This window comes from Terriglobus sp. RCC_193, from assembly GCF_041355105.1.
Classification (GTDB): Bacteria; Acidobacteriota; Terriglobia; order Terriglobales; family Acidobacteriaceae; genus Terriglobus.
On sequence record NZ_JBFUPK010000001.1, the window covers coordinates 1,208,433 to 1,227,111 of the forward strand.

Genomic DNA, 18,679 nt, shown 5'->3' on the forward strand with positions numbered 1-18,679 from the left:
CGATACGCCGGGTGCACCAGGTTCGCGAAGCTAACCTGGGTACTCGCTCAGGCGCGAACCCGCTGACTTGCTCACTTGCAGCGCGGCTGTTTTCATAGACACATGACCCTGTCCACCGCTCTGCACGCCGACCGCGCCAAACTTCTCAGCCTGATTGCAAAGCTCAGCTTCCGACTAGGTGATTTCACGCTGGCTTCAGGCGCCAAGAGCGATTACTACATCGACTGCCGCACTACGACACTGGATGCAGAGGGTGGCCGTCTGAGCGGACTCGTCTTCGCGGAACTGATTCGCCAGCACGCTCCCCACGCAGTAGCCGTGGGCGGCCTGACGATGGGCGCAGACCCGCTGGTGAGCAATACGGCGTCTGCCACAGCCTGGTATGCGCTGGAACATCCTGCAGCGACACCCGTGCACGGCTTCCTCGTCCGCAAGGCGCTAAAGCAGCACGGCACCGGACGCCAGATTGAGGGCTATGTGCGCGAAGGCGCTTCCGTGGTCGTGGTGGACGACGTCTGCACCACCGGCGGCAGCACCATCACCGCCATTGAAGCCGTAAAGGCCGCGGGCATGACCGTTGCAGCCGTGCTCTGCCTTGTGGACCGCGAACAGGGTGGACGCGCGAACATTGAAGCGGCCATTGGCAATGCGCCGTTCCTCAGCGTCTTCACCGCAAGCGATGTCCGCGCGGAAAAGCTGACGCAGATCTAAACCGGATCGCCCGCTTCGCTTACCGTCACGCCCTGCTTCGTAAACGCCACCTTGCACACACCGCACTTCGGGCATGCGCGCCCTTTGCGATGAAGAATCTGTGACGTGAGAAATACCTTGCCGCAGTGGAAACAGGTCACTGCGGCATTGTTGCCATACCAATCTTCGCCCAGCGCGAGGTCATCCTTGTTCAACAAACGCATACATCCATCGTATGCCGTGTGCAGGCGTTTAGCAGAACGCAGCCAACTCCTTTGCCAGTTGCCGCCACGTCGCAGCGATGCCTTCAACTTCCTGCGCAGGATCAGGGCCGCTCAACAGGCAGGTACGTCGATACGCTTTGCCAAACTGCAGTAACGCCCACATTTCGTATTCCGCGATCCAGCCACATGCAGCACTGAGGCGTTGAAAATCCATATAGCGCGGCGCTTCCTTTAACCGCACTGGGTCCTGCCAGTCCTCTGTAAACCGCACCAGCCGCGGCTCAAAGGCAAAGCGATTCAGGAAGACGCCTTCTTCCACACTTCCAAAATAGAAACCGGAACCCCATAGACGGACGATGCTGCAGTGTTCCAGAGGAAGCGTGTATTGCGTGGAACGCTTGCCCTCAAGATCGGCCTGCCGCGCGAAGCCATACGTCAGCAGCAGATTACCTTCCGATCTGCGGATGTCGCAGCCCCAGAGCCAACACTGCTGATGCAGCAAAGCCGAGCCGCGGCGGAGGACTTGCGGCAGTTCTCGCCGCATTCTCCGTCCGCCCAGGCCAGGTTTCAAAGAGAAAAAAGACGCGGACAACACTAGGCAGCGCGCTGTCCGCGTTCGGGGAACATCATGGCAAAGGGGCAGTCATAGTTGCCCCACGCCCTGGGTCCCGCGGCAAATTCTTCATCCGTCAACAACGCATCATTCAGGAGAAGCTCCAGTGCTTCGCGATCCATTCCCTGCCCGATGAAGACAATCTCCTGACGACGATCGCCATAGGGCTGCTGCCACACACTCTGGTAGTAGTCGAGCGTCTCCGGATCATCGATGTCCACCGTCTCCATCGCGGCCATCCAACGCGCCTGCGGTTCCATCGCCATGTTTCTGCCTGCGATGGAGAAGAGGATCAGGTCATCCTGCGCCGTTGCGAGCCACAGAAATCCCTTTGCGCGCAGCACATTCGGCAGAGGATCGTTCGTCAACTCTTCCAATCGCTGCGGATGAAACGGTCTGCGTGCGCGATAGACAAAGCTGGTAATGCCATACTCCTCCGTCTCCGGCGTGTGGACGTTGTTCAGCTCCTGAATCCATCCGGCAGAGTTCTCCGCCTCTTCCATGTTGAACAGGCCGGTGTTGAGGATGGTTTTCAACGGCACCGCACCGCGCTCCGCATACACAACGTGCGCCTTCGGGTTCAGATGGTGCAGCACACCTTCCACGCGCGCAAGCTCCGCGATAGAGACAAGGTCTGTCTTGTTCAACACCAGCACATTCGCAAACTCCACCTGATCGATCAACAAGTCGGACAGTGTGCGCTCGTCCTCTTCTCCCATGGATTCGCCACGATCGCGCAGATCGTCTGCGGAATCCAGATCCCTCAGAAAACTGGAGGCATCCACCACCGTCACCATCGTGTCCAGCTTCGCCGCGCTTGATAACGAGCGTCCTGTCTCGTCGATGAATGTGAAGGTAGCGGCCACCGGCAATGGCTCCGAGATGCCCGTGGATTCAATCAGCAGATAGTCGAAGCGGCCTTCATGCGCAAGGCGCGACACCTCCTGCAACAGGTCCTCACGCAGCGTGCAGCAGATGCAGCCGTTGGTCATCTCCACCAGCTTTTCTTCCGTGCGGCTTAACCCCGCGCCCTGGGCCACCAACTGCGAATCGATATTGATCTCACTCATATCGTTCACGATCACCGCCACACGCAACCCCTCGCGGTTGGCCAGCACATGATTCAGCAGCGTGGTCTTTCCCGCACCAAGAAATCCCGACAACACGGTCACAGGCAGTTGCATTTCAAATCCCCTCACCCTCTACTATTGCGAACTAATTCCTATTTATAGAGGATGGCTATCGCTAATGCAACTCCGTTTGCATTTAAAGAACGCATTGATTGGTTTAGGGGACTGCGCGTTTTACTGGCAATCGGGGCACACGCCAAACAGTGTGAACTCGTGCCCGGTTACACGAAACCCGCGCGCCAACCGGGGTTTCACCTGCATGGCACAGCCCGCAACCTCATATACCTTGCCGCAGGTGTTGCAGTGAAAATGGTGGTGATGTTCCTTCCCCGCACGCTCGTAGCGCGTCGGAATGCCGGGAAGCTCCACGGCCTGCAACCATTCTTCTTCCAGCAGTGCGCTCACGTTGCGATAGACCGTAGCCAGGCTAAGCCCCTTCACATCGCCGCGAGCGCTTTGCAATATCTCCTCCGGCGAAAGCGGTCGGTCGGTCTTGTCAAAGGCACTGCGGATGGCCTGTTTCTGGCGCGTATTTCGTTGGGTCGTCATCAGGGCTCTCAGCGAAGTCTATCGTTGCAGGGGCATCCGCGCCCATCTTCGCCCTTTCATCGCCTACAATCAACCTATGGCAGCGCGGACGGAATCCCCTGAACTCATCGTACGATCGGCGACGAATCTTCGCCGCGAGATCAGCGCCCGCAACCTGGCCGACGCACATGAAACAACCTACGGCAGCATCCCTTCCGTCTTGTTTTGTGAAGATGAAAACGGTCAGCACGGTAACTTTCATCCCGCAAGTTACAAGCGCATTCTTGCCAATCCGGATTGGGCGGAGCGGCTCGGCAAGGCATACACCGCGTCCAGCCGCATTATGCGCGGCAACGAACGCAGCCGCGGCGAACTGGATTGCGCTGCAAGTTCCGATGCGTTGCTGATGAACATCTTCTGCCATCCGCAGACACTGCGATCCAAACGCCTGCAATCCCTGCTGAACATCGATCCCGACGCAGCACCTGCATTTGGTTTCCGCGTGCGCACATCACTTCGCGACGGCCATGACGATCGCACGGAGATGGATATGCGCATCGGCGATCTGCTGGTGGAAGCGAAGTTGAGCGAGTCCGATTTTCAGACAGCGCGACCCGACCTGCTGCGGCGTTACGAAGCGTTCGAAGAGGTCTTCGAAACCGATCGGCTTCCCCGGTCGCGCAATCTGTTTCGCAGCTATCAGCTTCTGCGCGGCGTGCTGGCGGCACATCATGCCGAGGCGCGTTTTGCCGTATTTCTCGATGAGCGCAGACCAGATCTGCAGAGGCAATACTTCGCCGTGCTCTCCGCCATCCGTTACAGCCATCTGCGCAGCCGCATTCTGATGCTGACGTGGCAGGAGATTGCGGCCACGCTGCCCGCTTCCCTGCGGCAGTTTTTGGAAATGAAGTACGGCATTATTGCCACATCGGAACCTGCTGAAGCGGTGATAGCAGCCACACCTTCAAGCTCACGAAAGCGTAAACTTAAAGGCGATGATTCCTACTCTTGAATGGACCGACCAGGGCGTTCGCTTCCTCGATCAGACGAAGCTTCCGCTTGAAGAAACCTACGTACTCGCCACCAGCTATCAGGACGTTGCCACCGTCATCCGCGACATGATTGTCCGCGGCGCTCCGGCCATTGGCGTTTCTGCCGCTATGGGCATGGCCCTGGGCATTCAGAACTCGCCCGCCACCACCGTTGCCGCACTGAGCAAAGACGTGGACGAGATGGCCAAGGTACTGGCCGCTACCCGCCCCACAGCCGTGAATCTCTTCTGGGCAATCGAACGCATCCGCGTGCTGTATTACCAGCTTGTGGACAAGCAGCCTGCGAACCTGTCGGAAGCCGAAAAGATTGAGCGCATCCGTGAAGCAGTTCGCGCCGAAGCGTTACGCATGTACGACGAAGACATTGCAGCCTGCAAGACGATGGGCCGTTACGGCGCGGCACTGTTGCCGAAGGAAGGTACCGTGCTGACGCATTGCAACGCCGGCGCATTGGCGACCTGTGGCTATGGCACGGCACTCGGTGTCATCCGCGCAGCCGTCGAAGCCGGACACAAGATCAACGTACTTGCCGATGAGACGCGCCCCTACCTGCAGGGTGCTCGCCTGACCGCATGGGAGCTGCTGCACGACGGCATTCCCACCTCCGTTCTGTGCGACAACATGAGCGGCGCGCTGATGCGCAAGGGTCGTGTCCAGGCCGTGATCGTCGGGTCGGACCGCATTGCTGCCAACGGCGATGTGGCCAACAAGATCGGCACCTACTCCGTTAGCGTGCTGGCGAAGGAGCATGGCATTCCGTTCTACGTGGCCGCACCGTGGTCCACCGTGGACATGGCGACGAAACATGGCGATGACATCCCCATCGAAGAACGCAGCGCCTACGAAGTGACACACTCCAACGGCAAGCAGATGACGCCGGACGGATGCGGCATTGAGAACCCTGCCTTCGACGTCACTCCGGCAAAGTACGTCACCGCCATCATCACCGAGCGGGGCGTGCTGTATCCGCCATACGATGAGAGCATGCGCGCCATGGCGGCCGCAGTCCAAGCAGAAACCGATGGCGTACCTGCATAACCATCACCGGATGGCATTCGTGGATTGGCGCCAGCGTTCGCTGCTGCGCGCCAATCTACTGGTGCTCTTGAGCCTGACCGTTTCGTTCTGGTTATCAAACTTCCCCTATAACAAAGCCAATCCGTGGCTTGTGATTCCGCTGCTGTTTTCTTTCATTGGCACTGCGGATACATTGCGCTGCATGCGTACAAAATGGAACTGGTATCACGGTGGCGTGGTGCTGTGCGCGTACATGGACCTGATGTGTATCTGCGTAATCCTGTTCTTCCTTGTGTATCCGTTCTGGCTGTAGCACTACGAAATTTTCCACACATCAAAAGCTTCGTGCTGCCATAAATTCGATCCGGCATGTATGCTGTCCCCACAAAGTAAGGGGGAAACACTCCACATGCTGAAGGGCTTTCGCGATTTCATCCTGCGCGGCAACGTTGTCGATCTGGCAGTCGCTGTCATCATCGGTGCGGCCTTTGCTGCCATCACCGCATCGGTAACGGCAGACATCATCACTCCGTTCATTGCTGCCATTGTTGGCGCACCGGACTTCTCCAACCTGGTTGTCCACGTTCCCACGCTGCGCCACGTCGTACCGCCCAGCCCACTGCCTGCGGGCTACATTCCGCCGGGCGAACTTCACATTGGCAAATTCCTGAATGCCGTCATCAATTTTCTGATCAACGCAGCTGCCATCTACTTCATGATCGTGATGCCAATGAAGTACGTGATGGAAAGGTTTAATAAACCCGCAGAAGCTGCCGCACCAACCACCAAGGCTTGCCCACAGTGCCTCTCAGATATCCCTCTGGAAGCCACGCGCTGCAAGTTCTGCACGCAGCCGGTGTAAGCCTTCCGGTTATGAAACTGGCGAACCAATGCAGTTATTAGTGACTGCTGCGAACAGCCATGACCAGAACGATGCTATGTCCCATGCTGATATTTGAAACAGGAGACAGCATGCACGACTTTCTCATTGCACTCGTCTTTCTCGCCATGGTGGTTACGCCAGCGATCGTTGCATTTGATCGGGAAGAACATCCCGGTCGAAAGTAAGGCAAAAGGGGCCGCAGATGCGGCTCCTTCGCTTTGAAAAAACGCATGAAAGCAGACCGCGCTATGATCGTATGCATGAAGCGCGTGATTGCTCTTGTTGCCGTTGCCGTCCTCACCGTAGCCGCCTGTGCGCAGTGGTCGAATCCCTCGAAGGACATTCCGGCCTACAACACCTCCGCGCCGACCAAGCCCCTGCCGCCGATCCTGCATGACGCGCAACTAACGGGCGTGTATTTCTCGCATCCGTACCAGGTAACGGTATACAAGATGGCCGCGAAGGTTTCGCCGGTGCTGCACCAGATGCCCTGCTACTGCCGTTGCGACCAGGGCATGGGTCACAACAGCCTGCACTCCTGCTTTGAAGGCCTGCACGGAGCCGAATGCTCCACCTGCATGAAAGAAGCTGCCTTCGCCTACCAGCAGACCAAGCTGCACAAGTCGCCCGCACAGATTCGCGCCGCCATTGAAAAGGGCGACTGGATGAATCTGGATCTGGAACACATCAGCCTGTAGGTCGTTGCTCTCGTTACCTCGTTTCTCACGTTGCTCTCGCGATGTTTAAGACAAGAACAACGAGAGCAACGTTAGCAACGAGGTAACAACTCCTATTCCTGCGGCCACAGCCACGCGGCGCCACGCACACCACTGGCGTCGCCGTGCACAGCCTTCCGCAGCGGGGTATCAAACCCCTTGCCAAAGGTGTACTTCGCGATGAGCGGCGGCACATTCGTATACAACCGATCAAGCTGCGACAGACCACCACCGAAGACAATTGCATCCGGATCCAGCAGATTGCAGACGTTGGACAGACCGCGTGCAAGACGGTCTTCCAGGCGTTGCAGTGCGGCTTCAGCCTCGGGATCGCCGCTCTCGCTCAGCTTCACGATCTCAGGTCCGCGCAGCGCCTTGCCAGTAACCGCAAGAAAGTCGCGTTCCAGTCCTGATCCGGCGACCCATGTCTCCATGCATCCGCGCTGACCGCAGTAGCACTCCGGGCCGGGCCATTCGCCTTCACGCTGCATGGGCAACGAGTTATGTCCCCACTCGCCACCAATGCCGTTCGGACCGTTGTGTACCCTGCCGGCAATGGCAACACCACCACCGCATCCAGTGCCAAGGATGACGCCGAAGACAACGTTGTATCCCGCGCCCGCTCCATCCACTGCTTCTGAAACGGCGAGACAGTTGGCATCGTTGGCGCAGCGAACTTCGCGGCCCCATGTCTTGGAAAGATCCTTCTCCAGGGGGCGACCATTCAGCCACGTGGAGTTCGCATTCTTTACCAGTCCGGTGGATTTCACCACCGATCCGGGGATGCCAACGCCCAGCGTTCCCTGCTGACCGAGACGCGTCTCCAACGACCGCGCTACCTCGATAATCGTGGCAACTGTGCCGTCGTAGTCTTCACGCGGTGTGGGAACGCGAAGGCGATCCAGTTCTTGTCCGTTGTTATCAAAAGCGCGGCCTTCAATCTTTGTGCCGCCAAGGTCAACTCCAATACGCATGCTCATCGCCCGTTCCGCTTAAGTTAGCGGCTGCTCCCCTGCCTCTGCGGCAGCAAGAAGCCGAAGCTCCACCAGCTCGCAGATAGTGTGCAACAGCAGCTTGTGTGCTTCCTGAATGCGTGCCGTCACGTTGTGACGCACAATCAGCTCCACATCTGCAATGCCCGCACACGCTCCACCGTCGCGTCCAAGAAAGGCAACCGTGGCAACACCATACTGTCGCGCCGTGTTCAGCGCACGCAGTACATTCTCGCTGTTGCCGCTGGTAGTGTAGGCAAACAGAACGTCGCCCTTCAACCCGAAGGCGCGTACCTGCCGCGAAAACACATCATCAAAGCTGTAATCGTTACCGCAGGCCGTCAGATCGCCACCGTTTGCAGTGAGGCTGATGGCGGGATAAGGACGGCGGTCCTTGTGGAAGCGAACCACAAACTCCGTGGTGAGATGCGATGCATCCGCAGCCGACCCGCCGTTGCCACAGGCCAGCAGCTTGTTACCGCGCAGCAGCGCGTCGGCAAGTACGTTTGCCGCTGCTTCCACCTGTGGCTCAAGCTCCAGAATCGCGTCCAACACGACCTTGGACTCAGCTACGTTGTTTTGAAAGATGCTCAATTCCTTCATCCCTTCAACCTCTCCGCACGGGGCTGCAGATAGCTCTTCACGTAATCGTGAATGCCATCTTCCAGCGTTGTAAATGGTTTGGTATAACCTGCGGCGCGCAGCTTGTCCGGCTTGGCTTCGGTGTAATACTGATACTTCTCGCGCAGGGTTTCCGGCATGTCGACATATTCAATGTTTGGCTGCTTCCCGCCCGCCGAATACACCGCCGTGACCAGGTCGTTCCATGTGCGCGAGATACCGGTGCCACAATTGAAAACACCGGCAATCTGCGGGTTCTCCAGCAGCCACAGCGTGACATCGACAGCGTCCTTCACATACACGAAGTCCCGCATCTGCTCGCCGTCCTTGTACTCCGGACGATGGCTCTTGAACAACTTCACCTTGCCGTCACCGTCATGAATCTGGCCGAAGCTCTTGTGCACCACGGAACGCATATCGTCCTTGTGATCTTCATACGGGCCGTACACATTGAAGTACTTCACACCGGCAATGGGATGACCGTCAGCAAAGAAGCCATTCTTTAAAGCCCACAGGTCAAACATGTGTTTGGAATAGCCGTACATGTTCAACGGCTCCAGCTTCGGCGTTACGCTGTCATCATCGTCATAGCCAAGCGAACCATCTCCATAGGTGGCAGCGGATGAGGCATAGACAAATCGTGCGCCATGCTGCTGCGCCCACTGGCACAGGGTGCGCGTGTAGCCGTAGTTGTTGGTCAGCAGATAGTCTGCATCCTTCTCGGTGGTGGCGGAACATGCGCCCAGATGCACAATGCCGTCAATCTCCGGCAGTTCCTCCGCGCCCACACCCTGAATGCGATCCAGAAACTCATCGACCGGGATGAGGTCTTCGTACCGCAGGCCATTCAGGTTCTGCCACTTTTCACCTGTTCCCAGGTCATCCACCAGCAATAGATCGGTCTTTCCCCGCCGGTTCAACTCTGCCACTGTGTTGCGTCCGATGAATCCGGCTGCGCCGGTAACCACGGTCATCTTTCCCATGAGGATGATTGTAGACGTGCCGATACCATGCGCAATGGCTGCGAAGTACACGTAATATCTGCTTTTCATCGAAACTTATCGACGGCCTATGCAGCCTTGCACAGAAGCCTCCAAATGGCGCTGATAAACTGAACGTTAGCGCGATGCCCAATAAGTTCTATCTCACGACTCCGATTTATTACGTCAACGCCCGGCCGCACATTGGCCATGCGTATACGACCATTGCCGCAGACACGCTGGCACGCCGTAAACGAATCGATGGCGCCGACACCTACTTCCTGACAGGAACGGACGAACACGGCCAGAAGATTGGTCGCAGCGCCGCGTCCGCAGGCGTTCCGCCGCAACAGTTCACGGATGAGGTTTCCGCCACCTTCCGCACGCTGTGGCAGCGCATGGGCATCAGTTACGACCAATACATCCGCACCACCGACGAGAAGCACAAGCTCGGCGTACAGAAGCTGTTCCGCGTTCTGTATGAGAAGGGTGCGATTTATCTCGATCGCTACACCGGTGCGTACTGCGTTTCCGACGAAGCCTTTGTGGATGTCCCCATCGGCGATCATTGCCCGGAGTGCGGTCGTGTGACGGAAGAGGTGACGGAAGAAAACTTCTTCTTCCGGCTGTCGACCTATCAGAAGCCGCTGATTGATCTCATCGAATCGAATCAGCTCACCATCACGCCAGAAGCGCGCAAGAACGAAGTTCTCAGCTTCCTGCGTGGCCCGGTGAACTCCGGCGTAGAAACACTGCTCAGCGATACCGGCATCCCCTACGTCCCCGGGGCGGTGAAGGACCTTAGCGTCTCGCGCACCAGCTTTGACTGGGGCATTCCTGTTCCCTCGCCTGCTGCCAACACTACGACACAAAAGCATGTCATCTACGTGTGGCTGGATGCGCTGGCCAACTACATGACCGCGGTGGGATACGGCGATGAAAGCGAAGAAGGCGTGGAGATGTTTGCGCGCTACTGGCCTGCCGATCTGCACTTTGTCGGCAAGGAGATTGTTCGCTTCCACTGCGTCTACTGGCCCGCGTTCCTGCTGGCCGCAGCTCTGCCGCTGCCGAAGAAGATCGTTGCGCACGGATGGCTTCTCTTTGAAGAGAGCAAGATGAGCAAGAGCCGCGGCAACATTGTGCGCTCTGAAACCATTCTTGATGCCTTCGGCTCGCTGAAGCCCGAGCTGGATAAGAAAGAACAGGACCTGTTCGGCGCGGATGTATTGCGCTACTTCCTGCTGCGCGAAATCTCGTTCGGTCAGGATGGCTCGTTCTCGTTCGATGCTCTCGTTGCTCGTTACAACAGCGATCTTGCCAACGGCTATGGCAACCTCGTCAGCCGTACGCTCAGCATGATCGTGCAGAACTTCGATGGCGTAATCCCGGATGCCGCTCTGACTACAGAACTCACCGCGGACATCACAGCTGCGATCGAAGCTGTCGGACGTGGTCTGGAAACCCAGGACTTCACCGCCGCCGTGCAGTCCACCTCTGCATTGATTGCAGCCACGGACGGTTACCTGACTGCGAATGCGCCGTGGAAACTGGCAAAGGATCCCGCGCAGCGCGAACGCCTTGCCACTGTGCTGCGTACGGCTGCGAAGAGCATCCGCATCATGACGGCGCTGCTGCATCCTGTGCTGCCGTATGTCACCGCGCGCGTGTGGGAGCAGCTTGGACTTGGCTCCATTGAACGCGCCGCCGAAACCGGCGAACTGCGCGACCTGACACAGGGCGGATTCGCCGCAAACACAAAGCTTGGAACACTCGCGCCCATCTTCCCGCGCGCAGAAAAGGAACTGATTACCCGCATGAACGACGCAGAACAGAAACCCGTTACGACCGATGCCAACGCACCACAAAATCTCGCTGAAGGCGAACAGAAGCTGACACCCGTAAGCGATGCAACCACTTCCCCCGCAGCCGCAGCCACTCCCGTAAAGCCTGATACCCCCGAGATCACCATCGACGACTTCGCCAAGGTCGACCTTCGTGTCGCGCAGATCCTCGTAGCTGAGCGTGTCCCCAAGGCCGACAAGCTGCTTCGCCTTGAAGTAGACCTTGGCTACGAGAAGCGCCAGATCCTTGCAGGCATCGCGCAGTATTACGAGCCGGAAAAGTTGATCGGACGCAAGGTGGTCATCGTGGCAAATCTTGCGCCGCGCAAGCTGCGTGGCTACGAATCGCAGGGCATGGTCGTTGCTGCTTCTATCGGCGACGGCACACCCGCACTCGCCAGCTTCATCGAAGACATTGAAATCGGAGCACGCCTCCGCTAGTCACAGCAGCGAGTGAGCAAGCTGACTTGCTCACTCGCTGACCTGCTGACTCGCTGCACTCATATGCATATCGTCGATTCACACGCACATCTCGACTTCCCCACCTACGCCGATGATCTCAACGCGGTACTGGCGCGCTCATTGGAAGCAGACGTACGCACCATCCTGTCTGTGGGCATTGGCGATGGCCCGGAGACGATGCATCGTGCGCGCGATCTTGCCGTGAAGTACAAGCACAGTTCCGCTGTTCCACGCATCGTCGCGTCAGCAGGCATTCATCCGCAGGAAGCGCATCACGCAAATGACGCCGCGCTAAGCAAACTGCGCACGCTGGCAACGGATGAAAACGTTGTCGCCATTGGTGAAATCGGGCTGGACTATTACCACATTGAAAACCCCGATATCGACGTGCAGCAGCAGGCATTTCTGGCGCAGATGGAGATTGCACTCGCGGCGAAGAAACCCATCCTGATCCACTGCCGCACCAGCGAACTGGCCACACCGCAGGCAAAAGAGCGCTTTGGCACTGCCGACGCGCAGGACGACCTGCTTCGCCTGATCGCAGAAAACTTCGCGAACAAGGGCGGCATTGGCGTCATGCACTGCTTCTCCGGAACAGCGGACGAAGCACGACGCGCACTCGATCTTGGCTTCTATCTCTCGTTCGCGGGCAACGTAACCTATGCGCGCTTCCCTTCCATCCGCGAAGCGGCAGAGCTGGTCCCCGCCGATCGCTACCTGGTGGAAACAGATGCGCCTTTCCTGGCGCCGATCCCCTATCGCGGCGAACGCAACGAACCCGGACGCACGCGCGTGACGGCGGAGTTTGTCGCCGACTTGCGCAAGATCCCGCTGGAACAGCTTGCGGAAGAGACCACCGCAAACTTCCGTCGCCTCTTCCGCGTAGAATAGCCCGGCAACGTGCGGCATCTTTCTGCCGCTCTAAATCATCAGCATGTGCAGGATTGCAGTACTGGCAAGGAGAACGAACAATGGCAGCCGATAACAGTTTTGACGTCGTCAGCAAAGTGGAAGTACAGGAAGTAAAAAACGCGATTGACCAGGCCAGCAAGGAAGTCAACGCGCGCTTCGACCTGAAGAATTCGAAGTCCACCATGTCACTGGAGGGCAACGACGCCATCCAACTGGCATCGCAGGACGAGTACACCCTGAAGGCTGTCACGGACATCCTGCAGCAAAAACTTGTCAAGCGCGGCGTCTCGCTCAAGAACCTGGAATACGAGAAGATTGAGCCCGCCTCCAATTCCTCTGTCCGCCAGAAGATCAAGCTGAAGCAAGGCATCACGGGCGATGCAGCCATGAAAATCACCGCCGCCGTGAAGGACAGCAAGCTGAAAGCGCAGGCCTCCATCCAGGGCGATACCGTTCGCGTCACCAGCAAGGACCGCGATGTTCTGCAGCAGATCATCGCCCTGCTCAAGGGCAAAGACTTTGGCGTGGACCTACAGTTCACCAACTACCGCTCCAACTAAACCTTCTTAAAAGTCAACACCCCGTTCATGAAAATAGTCGTGAATGGGGTTTCTCTTTCCTGCGTCCCACTGCACTGCTTTTGCGTCAAAGAACTGTTACAGTTTGAAAAGCGTGAGCCTTCTCCCCAGTGCGACTGCGAAACAGGTCTTCGACCTTGTACGTGACGATCTTGCCGCCGTAGAGCGCGAGTTCGGCAAGCAGTCGCAGTCCGAAGTGGCCGTCATTCAGGACATTGCAGAATACCTGCTGGCAGGCGGCGGCAAACGCATCCGTCCACTGCTGCTGTTGCTTGCAGCCAAGGCGCTTGGCTTCCAGGGCGAAAGCCGCATCCGCATGGGTGCCGTGGTGGAGATGCTGCACACCGCCACGCTGGTCCATGACGACATCATTGACGAAGCGAAGACACGCCGCGGCAAGGCCAGCACCAACACTGTGTGGGGCGAAAGTAAATGCGTCCTCGCAGGCGATTGGCTGTACATGCAGTCGTTCCAGACCGCTCTGGACGAACGCAACTTTCACGTGCTGGACCTGCTCATCGGCCTGACGCAGCAGATGGTGGAAGGCGAACTGCTCCAGATTCAAAAGCTGGGCCACCTCATCAACGAGGAAGAGTACTTCGATCTGATCTTCCGCAAGACTGCCATGCTCTTCAAGGTGAGCATGCAGCTTGGTGCAGCCCTCGCTGGGGCCAGCGATGAGGTCGAGCAGCAGCTTGGCGAATACGGCCGCAACCTCGGCCTCGCATTCCAGATTGTCGATGACGTTCTCGACATTACCGGCGAAGAAGCCACCATCGGCAAGCCTGCCGCCAGCGACCTGCGCGAAGGCAAGGCGACACTCGCCGTGATTCACGCGCTGGAACGCGGCACAGGCGCCGAACGCGAAGCCATCCGCACCGTACTGGCCGATCGCAACTTCAGCCGAGTCAAGCACGCCACCATCCTGGAAATCCTGACGCATCACGGATCGCTGGAATACGCCATGGATGCAGCCCGCGCCTACGCGGAAGCGGCACGCCAGTCCATCGTCGATCTACCCGCCGCCAACACAGAAGCTGCCAAGGCGTTACGCGCATTGCAGTGGGTTCCCGGCTACGTCACCGACCGCGACCGCTAGACCTTAGCCAGCCTTTGCAATCGGCTCGGATTCCATAGATTCATTCGCAGAATTCTCGTGAGCAACTTTTACCTTCTGCTCCGCAAGCTTCCACTCATAGATCTTGCGTTCGATGGCAACGCCTTCCTGAGCCTTCTTCTCCAGGAATTCTCCGAGCTTGTCGATATCCCACTCCATGGCGATAGTGAACTCCTGACATCCCGCAGTCGATGCGCGAAAGAAGAGAGCGCCGAATGGTATCGGCGCTCTCGTTATCTTCACGTATGGGCTTACTGTTTCGAAGGTTCCGGCGCTTCCGTGTTGACACCGATCTCCGTGAACGCCTTCTTCGCATCCTTGGCCTTCAACGCACCATCACGCACCAGCTTCGAGATAGTTGCGGCGACGATCGCCTTGGCATCCACCTCAAAAAACTCGCGCAGATGTTCACGATTATCGCTGCGTCCGAAGCCGTCTGTGCCCAGCGTGACTAGGCGCTTGCCCAGCCACGGCGACAGCGCATCCGGCATCACCTTCATCCAATCGCTGGCTGCAATGACCGGTCCCGGTGCATCGCCAAGAGCTTCCAGAAGATACGGCGTCTTCTCCGCTTCAAACGGATGCAGGCGGTTCCAACGCTCAATGGCAAGCGCGTCACGACGAACCTCGGTGTAGCTCGGCACGCTCCACACATCGGCTTCAATGCCGAACTTGCTGGAGAGAATCTCCTGCGCCTTCAGCACTTCATTAAGAATGGTGCCCGAACCGAAGAGCTGCACCGTCGCCTTACCCTTGAGAGCGGACTTGAAGCGATACAGTCCCTTCAGAATGCCCGCACGAACGTTGTCGCCCTGCGGCATTTCCGGATGAACATAGTCCTCGTTGTACATGGTGACGTAGTAGAAAATCTGTTCGTCGTCCACGTACATGCGCTTCATGCCGTCCTGTAGAATCACCGCCATTTCGTAGGCATAGGCCGGGTCGTAGCTGAGGCAGGTTGGAATCGTGCTGCTGATCACGTGCGAGTGGCCGTCCTGGTGCTGCAACCCTTCGCCCAGCATCGTCGTACGTCCCGCGGTGCCACCCATCAGAAAGCCCTTGCCGCGCGAATCCGCAAACGCCCACGCCATGTCGCCAATGCGCTGGAAGCCAAACATGGAGTAGTACATGTAGAACGGGATCGACGGCACGCCGTAGTTGGCATAGGCCGTTCCGGCAGCCGTAAAGCTGGCCATGGAGCCGGCTTCCGTAATGCCCTCTTCCAGAATCTGGCCATCTTTTTCTTCGCGGTACGACAGCAGCATATCGCTGTCGTGTGGCGTGTACTTCTGGCCTTCGCTGGCGTAGATACCCACCTGCTTCACAGCAGATTCCATACCGAAGGTACGGCCCTCATCCGGAACAATAGGTACAACCAGACGGCCGATGTTCTTGTCTTTCATCAACGCACGCAGGATAGCAACGAACACCATCGTGGTGGAAACAGCGCGTCCCTTCGACCCACCCAGCCACTCCTTATAGAAGTCAACTTCAGGGTTCGTAAAGCTGAACGGTTTCCATCCGCGTGTGGGCACATAACCGCCCAGATTCGCACGACGCTCCTGCAGATACTTCAGCTCCGGCGCATCGTCCGATGGCTTCCACGGTTTACCCGCAGCAGCCTGCTCGTCTGGCACAGGAATATCAAAGCGCTGCTTGAACGCGATCACGCCCTCGTCGGTCAGTTTCTTCTCATTGTGCGCGGCGTTGCGGCCTTCGGTACTGGCAAAACCATAGCCCTTCACCGTTTTTGCAAGGATGACCGTCGGTCCGCCCTTGTGCTCCACGGCGCGCTTGTAGGCGTTGTAGACCTTCTGTGCATCGTGGCCCCCGCGGTGCAGCTTGGAAAGCTGTTCGTCGGTGTAATCCTTCACCAGTTCCACCAGCTGCGGATACTTGCCGAAGAAGTGCTCGCGGAGATACGCGCCGCCCTTCGCCTTGTACGCCTGGAAGTCGCCATCGACGCACTCTTCCATACGCTTCAGCAGCAGGCCCGTGTGGTCGCGCTCAAACAGCGCATCCCAGTCGGTTCCCCAGACCACCTTAATGACGTTCCAACCGCAGCCGCGGAAGTGGCCTTCCAACTCGTCGATGATGCGCTTGTTGCCACGCACCGGACCATCGAGGCGCTGCAGGTTGCAATTGACGACGAAGATCAGGTTGTCCAGATTCTCACGCGTCGCAAGCGAAATCGCACCAAGCGTATCCACTTCGTCCGATTCACCATCGCCAACAAAAGCCCACACCTTGCGGTCCGTGTGCGGAATCAGGTTACGGTTCTCCAGGTACTTCATGAAGCGCGCCTGATAGATCGCATTCAGTGGGCCAATGCCCATAGACACTGTCGGGAACTGCCAGAAATCCTTCATCAGCCACGGATGCGGATAGCTCGACAGGCCGGGATGATCACGCAGTTCATGGCGGAAGTTAAGCAGATGCTCTTCCTTCAAACGGCCTTCCAGGAACGCACGAGCGTAAACGCCCGGCGAAGCGTGACCCTGAAAATAAACGAAGTCACCCGGCTGTTCCGTGCCGTCTGCAGCAGTGTATTTCGCATGGAAGAAATGGTTGAACCCAACTTCAAACAGCGTGGCTACCGACGAATACGTGGAGATGTGACCGCCAATGCCCGCGTCCTTCTTGTTCTGGCCGTGGACCATGGCCATGGCGTTCCAACGGATCAGCGCTTCCACGCGGCGTTCCATATCACGGTCGCCGGGATACGGAATCTCGTCATGCTTGGGAATGGTGTTCTTATACGGCGTGGTCAGTTCAATGCCCGCCGTGACGCCTGCCTCGCGCGCACGCTGACGCAGAGCCGTCATCAACTCCGCACCCTGTTCTGCGCCTTCAGCGACGATCATCTCGTCAAACGCTTCAATCCACTCTGCAATTTCCTGCTGCCGATCGTTCAGGGCGCTTGCCGGGGGCACTGCTACATTGGTCGCCATCGCTGCTCCAGATTCTGTGTCGATACGTGACAGAAGATGCGCGTGCTGAAACGACTCAGCACACACATTTCAACCACAGCCATTATAAGTGCGGAGAGGAAAAGGTATAAGCAAAGCGAATCGGTCGCTTAGGTCGAATAATCCGCGTTGATATGCACGTACTCCACCGTGAGGTCGCACGTAAGGAAACGAGCACGCCCCGGCCCGGTGCCAACACTCACGGCAATGGTGTATTCGCGCTGCTTCATCTTCTCGTGGACAACAGCTTCGTCATATCCAGCGGCGCGCACACCGCGGTCAAAGACCTTCACGCCACCGATGGTGACGGTCGTCTCTTCCGGCGAGAACGGCACGCCCGCATAGCCTGCTGCGGCAATAATGCGTCCCCAGTTCGGGTCGGCGCTGGACCACGCTGTCTTGCAGAGTGGCGAATGCGCGATGGATTTGGCGATGGTCTTTGCATCCGCGTCGTTTGCGGTACCGCTGATCTCCAGCGTAACGACGTGCGTCACACCTTCGCCATCATCAATGATGGCGTGCGCAAGTTCATTGCATACCTGCTGCAGCGCATCGCAGAAATCGTCCTGAAAGCTGCGCGGTGCATCGCTCCACTTCACACCACTGGCACCACTGGCCAGTAGAAGCACCGTGTCATTCGTTGACGTATCGCCGTCCACGCTGATGGAGTTGAAGCTGGCCTCCACACGGCCCTGCAGCAACTCGCGCAGAACCGCAGGGTCCACGGCAAGATCCGTAAACAGATAGACCAACATGGTCGCGTGCGGTGGTCCAAGCTGCGGCCCGATCATGCCAGCACCTTTGCAGCATCCAAAAATGCGCACAGAGGTTTCCGCCGCTTCCACCGTCGCCTGCGACACCTTCATCTTGGTGTCGGTCGTCATAATCGCGGTAGCAAAATCTTCCGCTGCTTTGTTGCTGTTCGCCAGGCGTTCCGCAGCCAGCGGCAGCGCCTTCGTCAGCTTTTCTACTGGCAATGGCACGCCAATGATGCCGGTGGAGGACGGGATAACCTCCTCCGCTGTACAGCCGAACAGTTCCGCAGCCTTGTGGCAGGTCTCTTCCGCAACGGCGATACCCGGCGCTCCCGTGGCACAGTTTGCATTGCCAGCGTTGACCACCACGACCTTCACCCGGCCCTGCGTGGCGGCCATGTGTTTCCGCCCTACCGTTACCGGCGCAGCCACCACCTGATTGTCCGTAAACATGACCGCGGCTGAAGCCACACGATCCGCCACAGCCACCGCCACATCGGTACGACCGCTGGCCTTAATACCAGCCTTTACAGCCGCCCAACGGAACCCGCGCGGCAATTCTTTTCTTAATGATGCCAACTACTTACACCCCATCTCTG

General features: G+C 58.0%; 20 protein-coding genes. 10 read left to right on the top strand and 10 right to left on the bottom strand.

Features of this window, described 5'->3' with window-relative positions:
- Window positions 1-102 precede the first annotated feature (102 nt).
- The gene (gene pyrE, locus AB6729_RS05070; RefSeq protein WP_371080479.1) at window positions 103-711 is read left to right on the top strand and encodes an orotate phosphoribosyltransferase; all 609 of its coding nucleotides are present in this window, start codon (window positions 103-105) and stop codon (window positions 709-711) included.
- Here pyrE and AB6729_RS05075 read toward each other — a convergent pair.
- The 4 genes from AB6729_RS05075 to AB6729_RS05090 all read right to left on the bottom strand — a co-directional run bounded on the left by AB6729_RS05075 (window position 708) and on the right by AB6729_RS05090 (window position 3,206).
- On the bottom strand, window positions 708-914 hold the full coding sequence (locus tag AB6729_RS05075) for a hypothetical protein (RefSeq protein WP_371080480.1): 207 nt from the start codon (window positions 912-914) through the stop codon (window positions 708-710). The two genes, pyrE and AB6729_RS05075, sit on opposite strands and share 4 nt — an antisense overlap.
- 28 nt (window positions 915-942) lie before the next feature.
- Window positions 943-1,458, bottom strand: coding sequence for a hypothetical protein (locus tag AB6729_RS05080; RefSeq protein WP_371080481.1), 516 nt, complete (start codon window positions 1,456-1,458; stop codon window positions 943-945).
- A gap of 50 nt (window positions 1,459-1,508) precedes the next feature.
- A complete protein-coding gene (locus tag AB6729_RS05085) occupies window positions 1,509-2,711 on the bottom strand; it encodes a GTP-binding protein (protein WP_371080482.1) in 1,203 nt (400 codons plus the stop codon).
- A gap of 120 nt (window positions 2,712-2,831) precedes the next feature.
- A complete protein-coding gene (locus AB6729_RS05090; protein WP_371080484.1) occupies window positions 2,832-3,206 on the bottom strand; it encodes a Fur family transcriptional regulator in 375 nt (124 codons plus the stop codon).
- A 76-nt stretch (window positions 3,207-3,282) separates the two neighbouring features.
- Between AB6729_RS05090 and AB6729_RS05095 the strand changes: the two genes are divergently transcribed.
- From AB6729_RS05095 to AB6729_RS05115, 5 genes are all read left to right on the top strand, one after another.
- The gene (locus AB6729_RS05095; protein ID WP_371080485.1) at window positions 3,283-4,197 is read left to right on the top strand and encodes a hypothetical protein; all 915 of its coding nucleotides are present in this window, start codon (window positions 3,283-3,285) and stop codon (window positions 4,195-4,197) included.
- Complete coding sequence (gene mtnA, locus AB6729_RS05100; RefSeq protein WP_371080486.1) at window positions 4,181-5,275, top strand: S-methyl-5-thioribose-1-phosphate isomerase; 1,095 nt, start codon at window positions 4,181-4,183, stop codon at window positions 5,273-5,275. The genes AB6729_RS05095 and mtnA overlap by 17 nt, the downstream gene beginning before the upstream one ends.
- Window positions 5,259-5,567: a permease gene (locus tag AB6729_RS05105; protein ID WP_371080487.1), complete on the top strand. Its 309-nt coding sequence runs from the start codon at window positions 5,259-5,261 to the stop codon at window positions 5,565-5,567. The genes mtnA and AB6729_RS05105 overlap by 17 nt, the downstream gene beginning before the upstream one ends.
- 96 nt (window positions 5,568-5,663) lie before the next feature.
- The gene (gene mscL, locus AB6729_RS05110) at window positions 5,664-6,116 is read left to right on the top strand and encodes a large conductance mechanosensitive channel protein MscL (RefSeq protein ID WP_371080488.1); all 453 of its coding nucleotides are present in this window, start codon (window positions 5,664-5,666) and stop codon (window positions 6,114-6,116) included.
- A gap of 281 nt (window positions 6,117-6,397) precedes the next feature.
- Window positions 6,398-6,835 (top strand): CYCXC family (seleno)protein, encoded by a 438-nt coding sequence (locus tag AB6729_RS05115; protein ID WP_371080489.1) that lies wholly within the window; start codon window positions 6,398-6,400, stop codon window positions 6,833-6,835.
- Window positions 6,836-6,927: 92 nt separating this feature from the next.
- Here the strand turns inward: AB6729_RS05115 and AB6729_RS05120 are convergent, their stop codons facing one another.
- Genes AB6729_RS05120 through rfaD form a run of 3 tightly spaced genes read right to left on the bottom strand, consistent with a single transcriptional unit; the run spans window position 6,928 to window position 9,500 of the window.
- Window positions 6,928-7,833 (bottom strand): ROK family protein, encoded by a 906-nt coding sequence (locus AB6729_RS05120; protein WP_371080490.1) that lies wholly within the window; start codon window positions 7,831-7,833, stop codon window positions 6,928-6,930.
- 12 nt (window positions 7,834-7,845) lie between these two features.
- On the bottom strand, window positions 7,846-8,448 hold the full coding sequence (locus AB6729_RS05125) for an SIS domain-containing protein (protein ID WP_371080491.1): 603 nt from the start codon (window positions 8,446-8,448) through the stop codon (window positions 7,846-7,848).
- Entirely contained in the window at window positions 8,445-9,500 is a 1,056-nt protein-coding gene (rfaD, locus tag AB6729_RS05130; RefSeq protein WP_371080492.1) for an ADP-glyceromanno-heptose 6-epimerase, read from the bottom strand. Before rfaD ends, AB6729_RS05125 begins: the two co-directional genes overlap by 4 nt.
- Before the next feature lie 92 nt (window positions 9,501-9,592).
- On the opposite strand from rfaD, the gene metG reads away from it, so the two are divergent.
- From metG to AB6729_RS05150, 4 genes are all read left to right on the top strand, one after another.
- Window positions 9,593-11,728 (top strand): methionine--tRNA ligase, encoded by a 2,136-nt coding sequence (metG, locus tag AB6729_RS05135; RefSeq protein ID WP_371080493.1) that lies wholly within the window; start codon window positions 9,593-9,595, stop codon window positions 11,726-11,728.
- A gap of 12 nt (window positions 11,729-11,740) precedes the next feature.
- Window positions 11,741-12,640 (top strand): TatD family hydrolase, encoded by a 900-nt coding sequence (locus AB6729_RS05140; protein WP_371080494.1) that lies wholly within the window; start codon window positions 11,741-11,743, stop codon window positions 12,638-12,640.
- Between the two features lie 80 nt (window positions 12,641-12,720).
- Entirely contained in the window at window positions 12,721-13,221 is a 501-nt protein-coding gene (locus AB6729_RS05145; RefSeq protein ID WP_371080495.1) for a YajQ family cyclic di-GMP-binding protein, read from the top strand.
- Window positions 13,222-13,333: 112 nt separating this feature from the next.
- Window positions 13,334-14,338, top strand: coding sequence for a polyprenyl synthetase family protein (locus AB6729_RS05150; RefSeq protein WP_371080496.1), 1,005 nt, complete (start codon window positions 13,334-13,336; stop codon window positions 14,336-14,338).
- Between the two features lie 3 nt (window positions 14,339-14,341).
- Here the strand turns inward: AB6729_RS05150 and AB6729_RS05155 are convergent, their stop codons facing one another.
- From AB6729_RS05155 to argJ, 3 genes are all read right to left on the bottom strand, one after another.
- The gene (locus AB6729_RS05155) at window positions 14,342-14,599 is read right to left on the bottom strand and encodes a hypothetical protein (protein ID WP_371080497.1); all 258 of its coding nucleotides are present in this window, start codon (window positions 14,597-14,599) and stop codon (window positions 14,342-14,344) included.
- Window positions 14,600-14,607: 8 nt separating this feature from the next.
- On the bottom strand, window positions 14,608-17,307 hold the full coding sequence (gene aceE, locus AB6729_RS05160; RefSeq protein WP_371080498.1) for a pyruvate dehydrogenase (acetyl-transferring), homodimeric type: 2,700 nt from the start codon (window positions 17,305-17,307) through the stop codon (window positions 14,608-14,610).
- Window positions 17,308-17,435: 128 nt separating this feature from the next.
- Entirely contained in the window at window positions 17,436-18,659 is a 1,224-nt protein-coding gene (argJ, locus tag AB6729_RS05165; RefSeq protein WP_371080499.1) for a bifunctional glutamate N-acetyltransferase/amino-acid acetyltransferase ArgJ, read from the bottom strand.
- Between the last annotated feature and the right edge of the window lie 20 nt (window positions 18,660-18,679).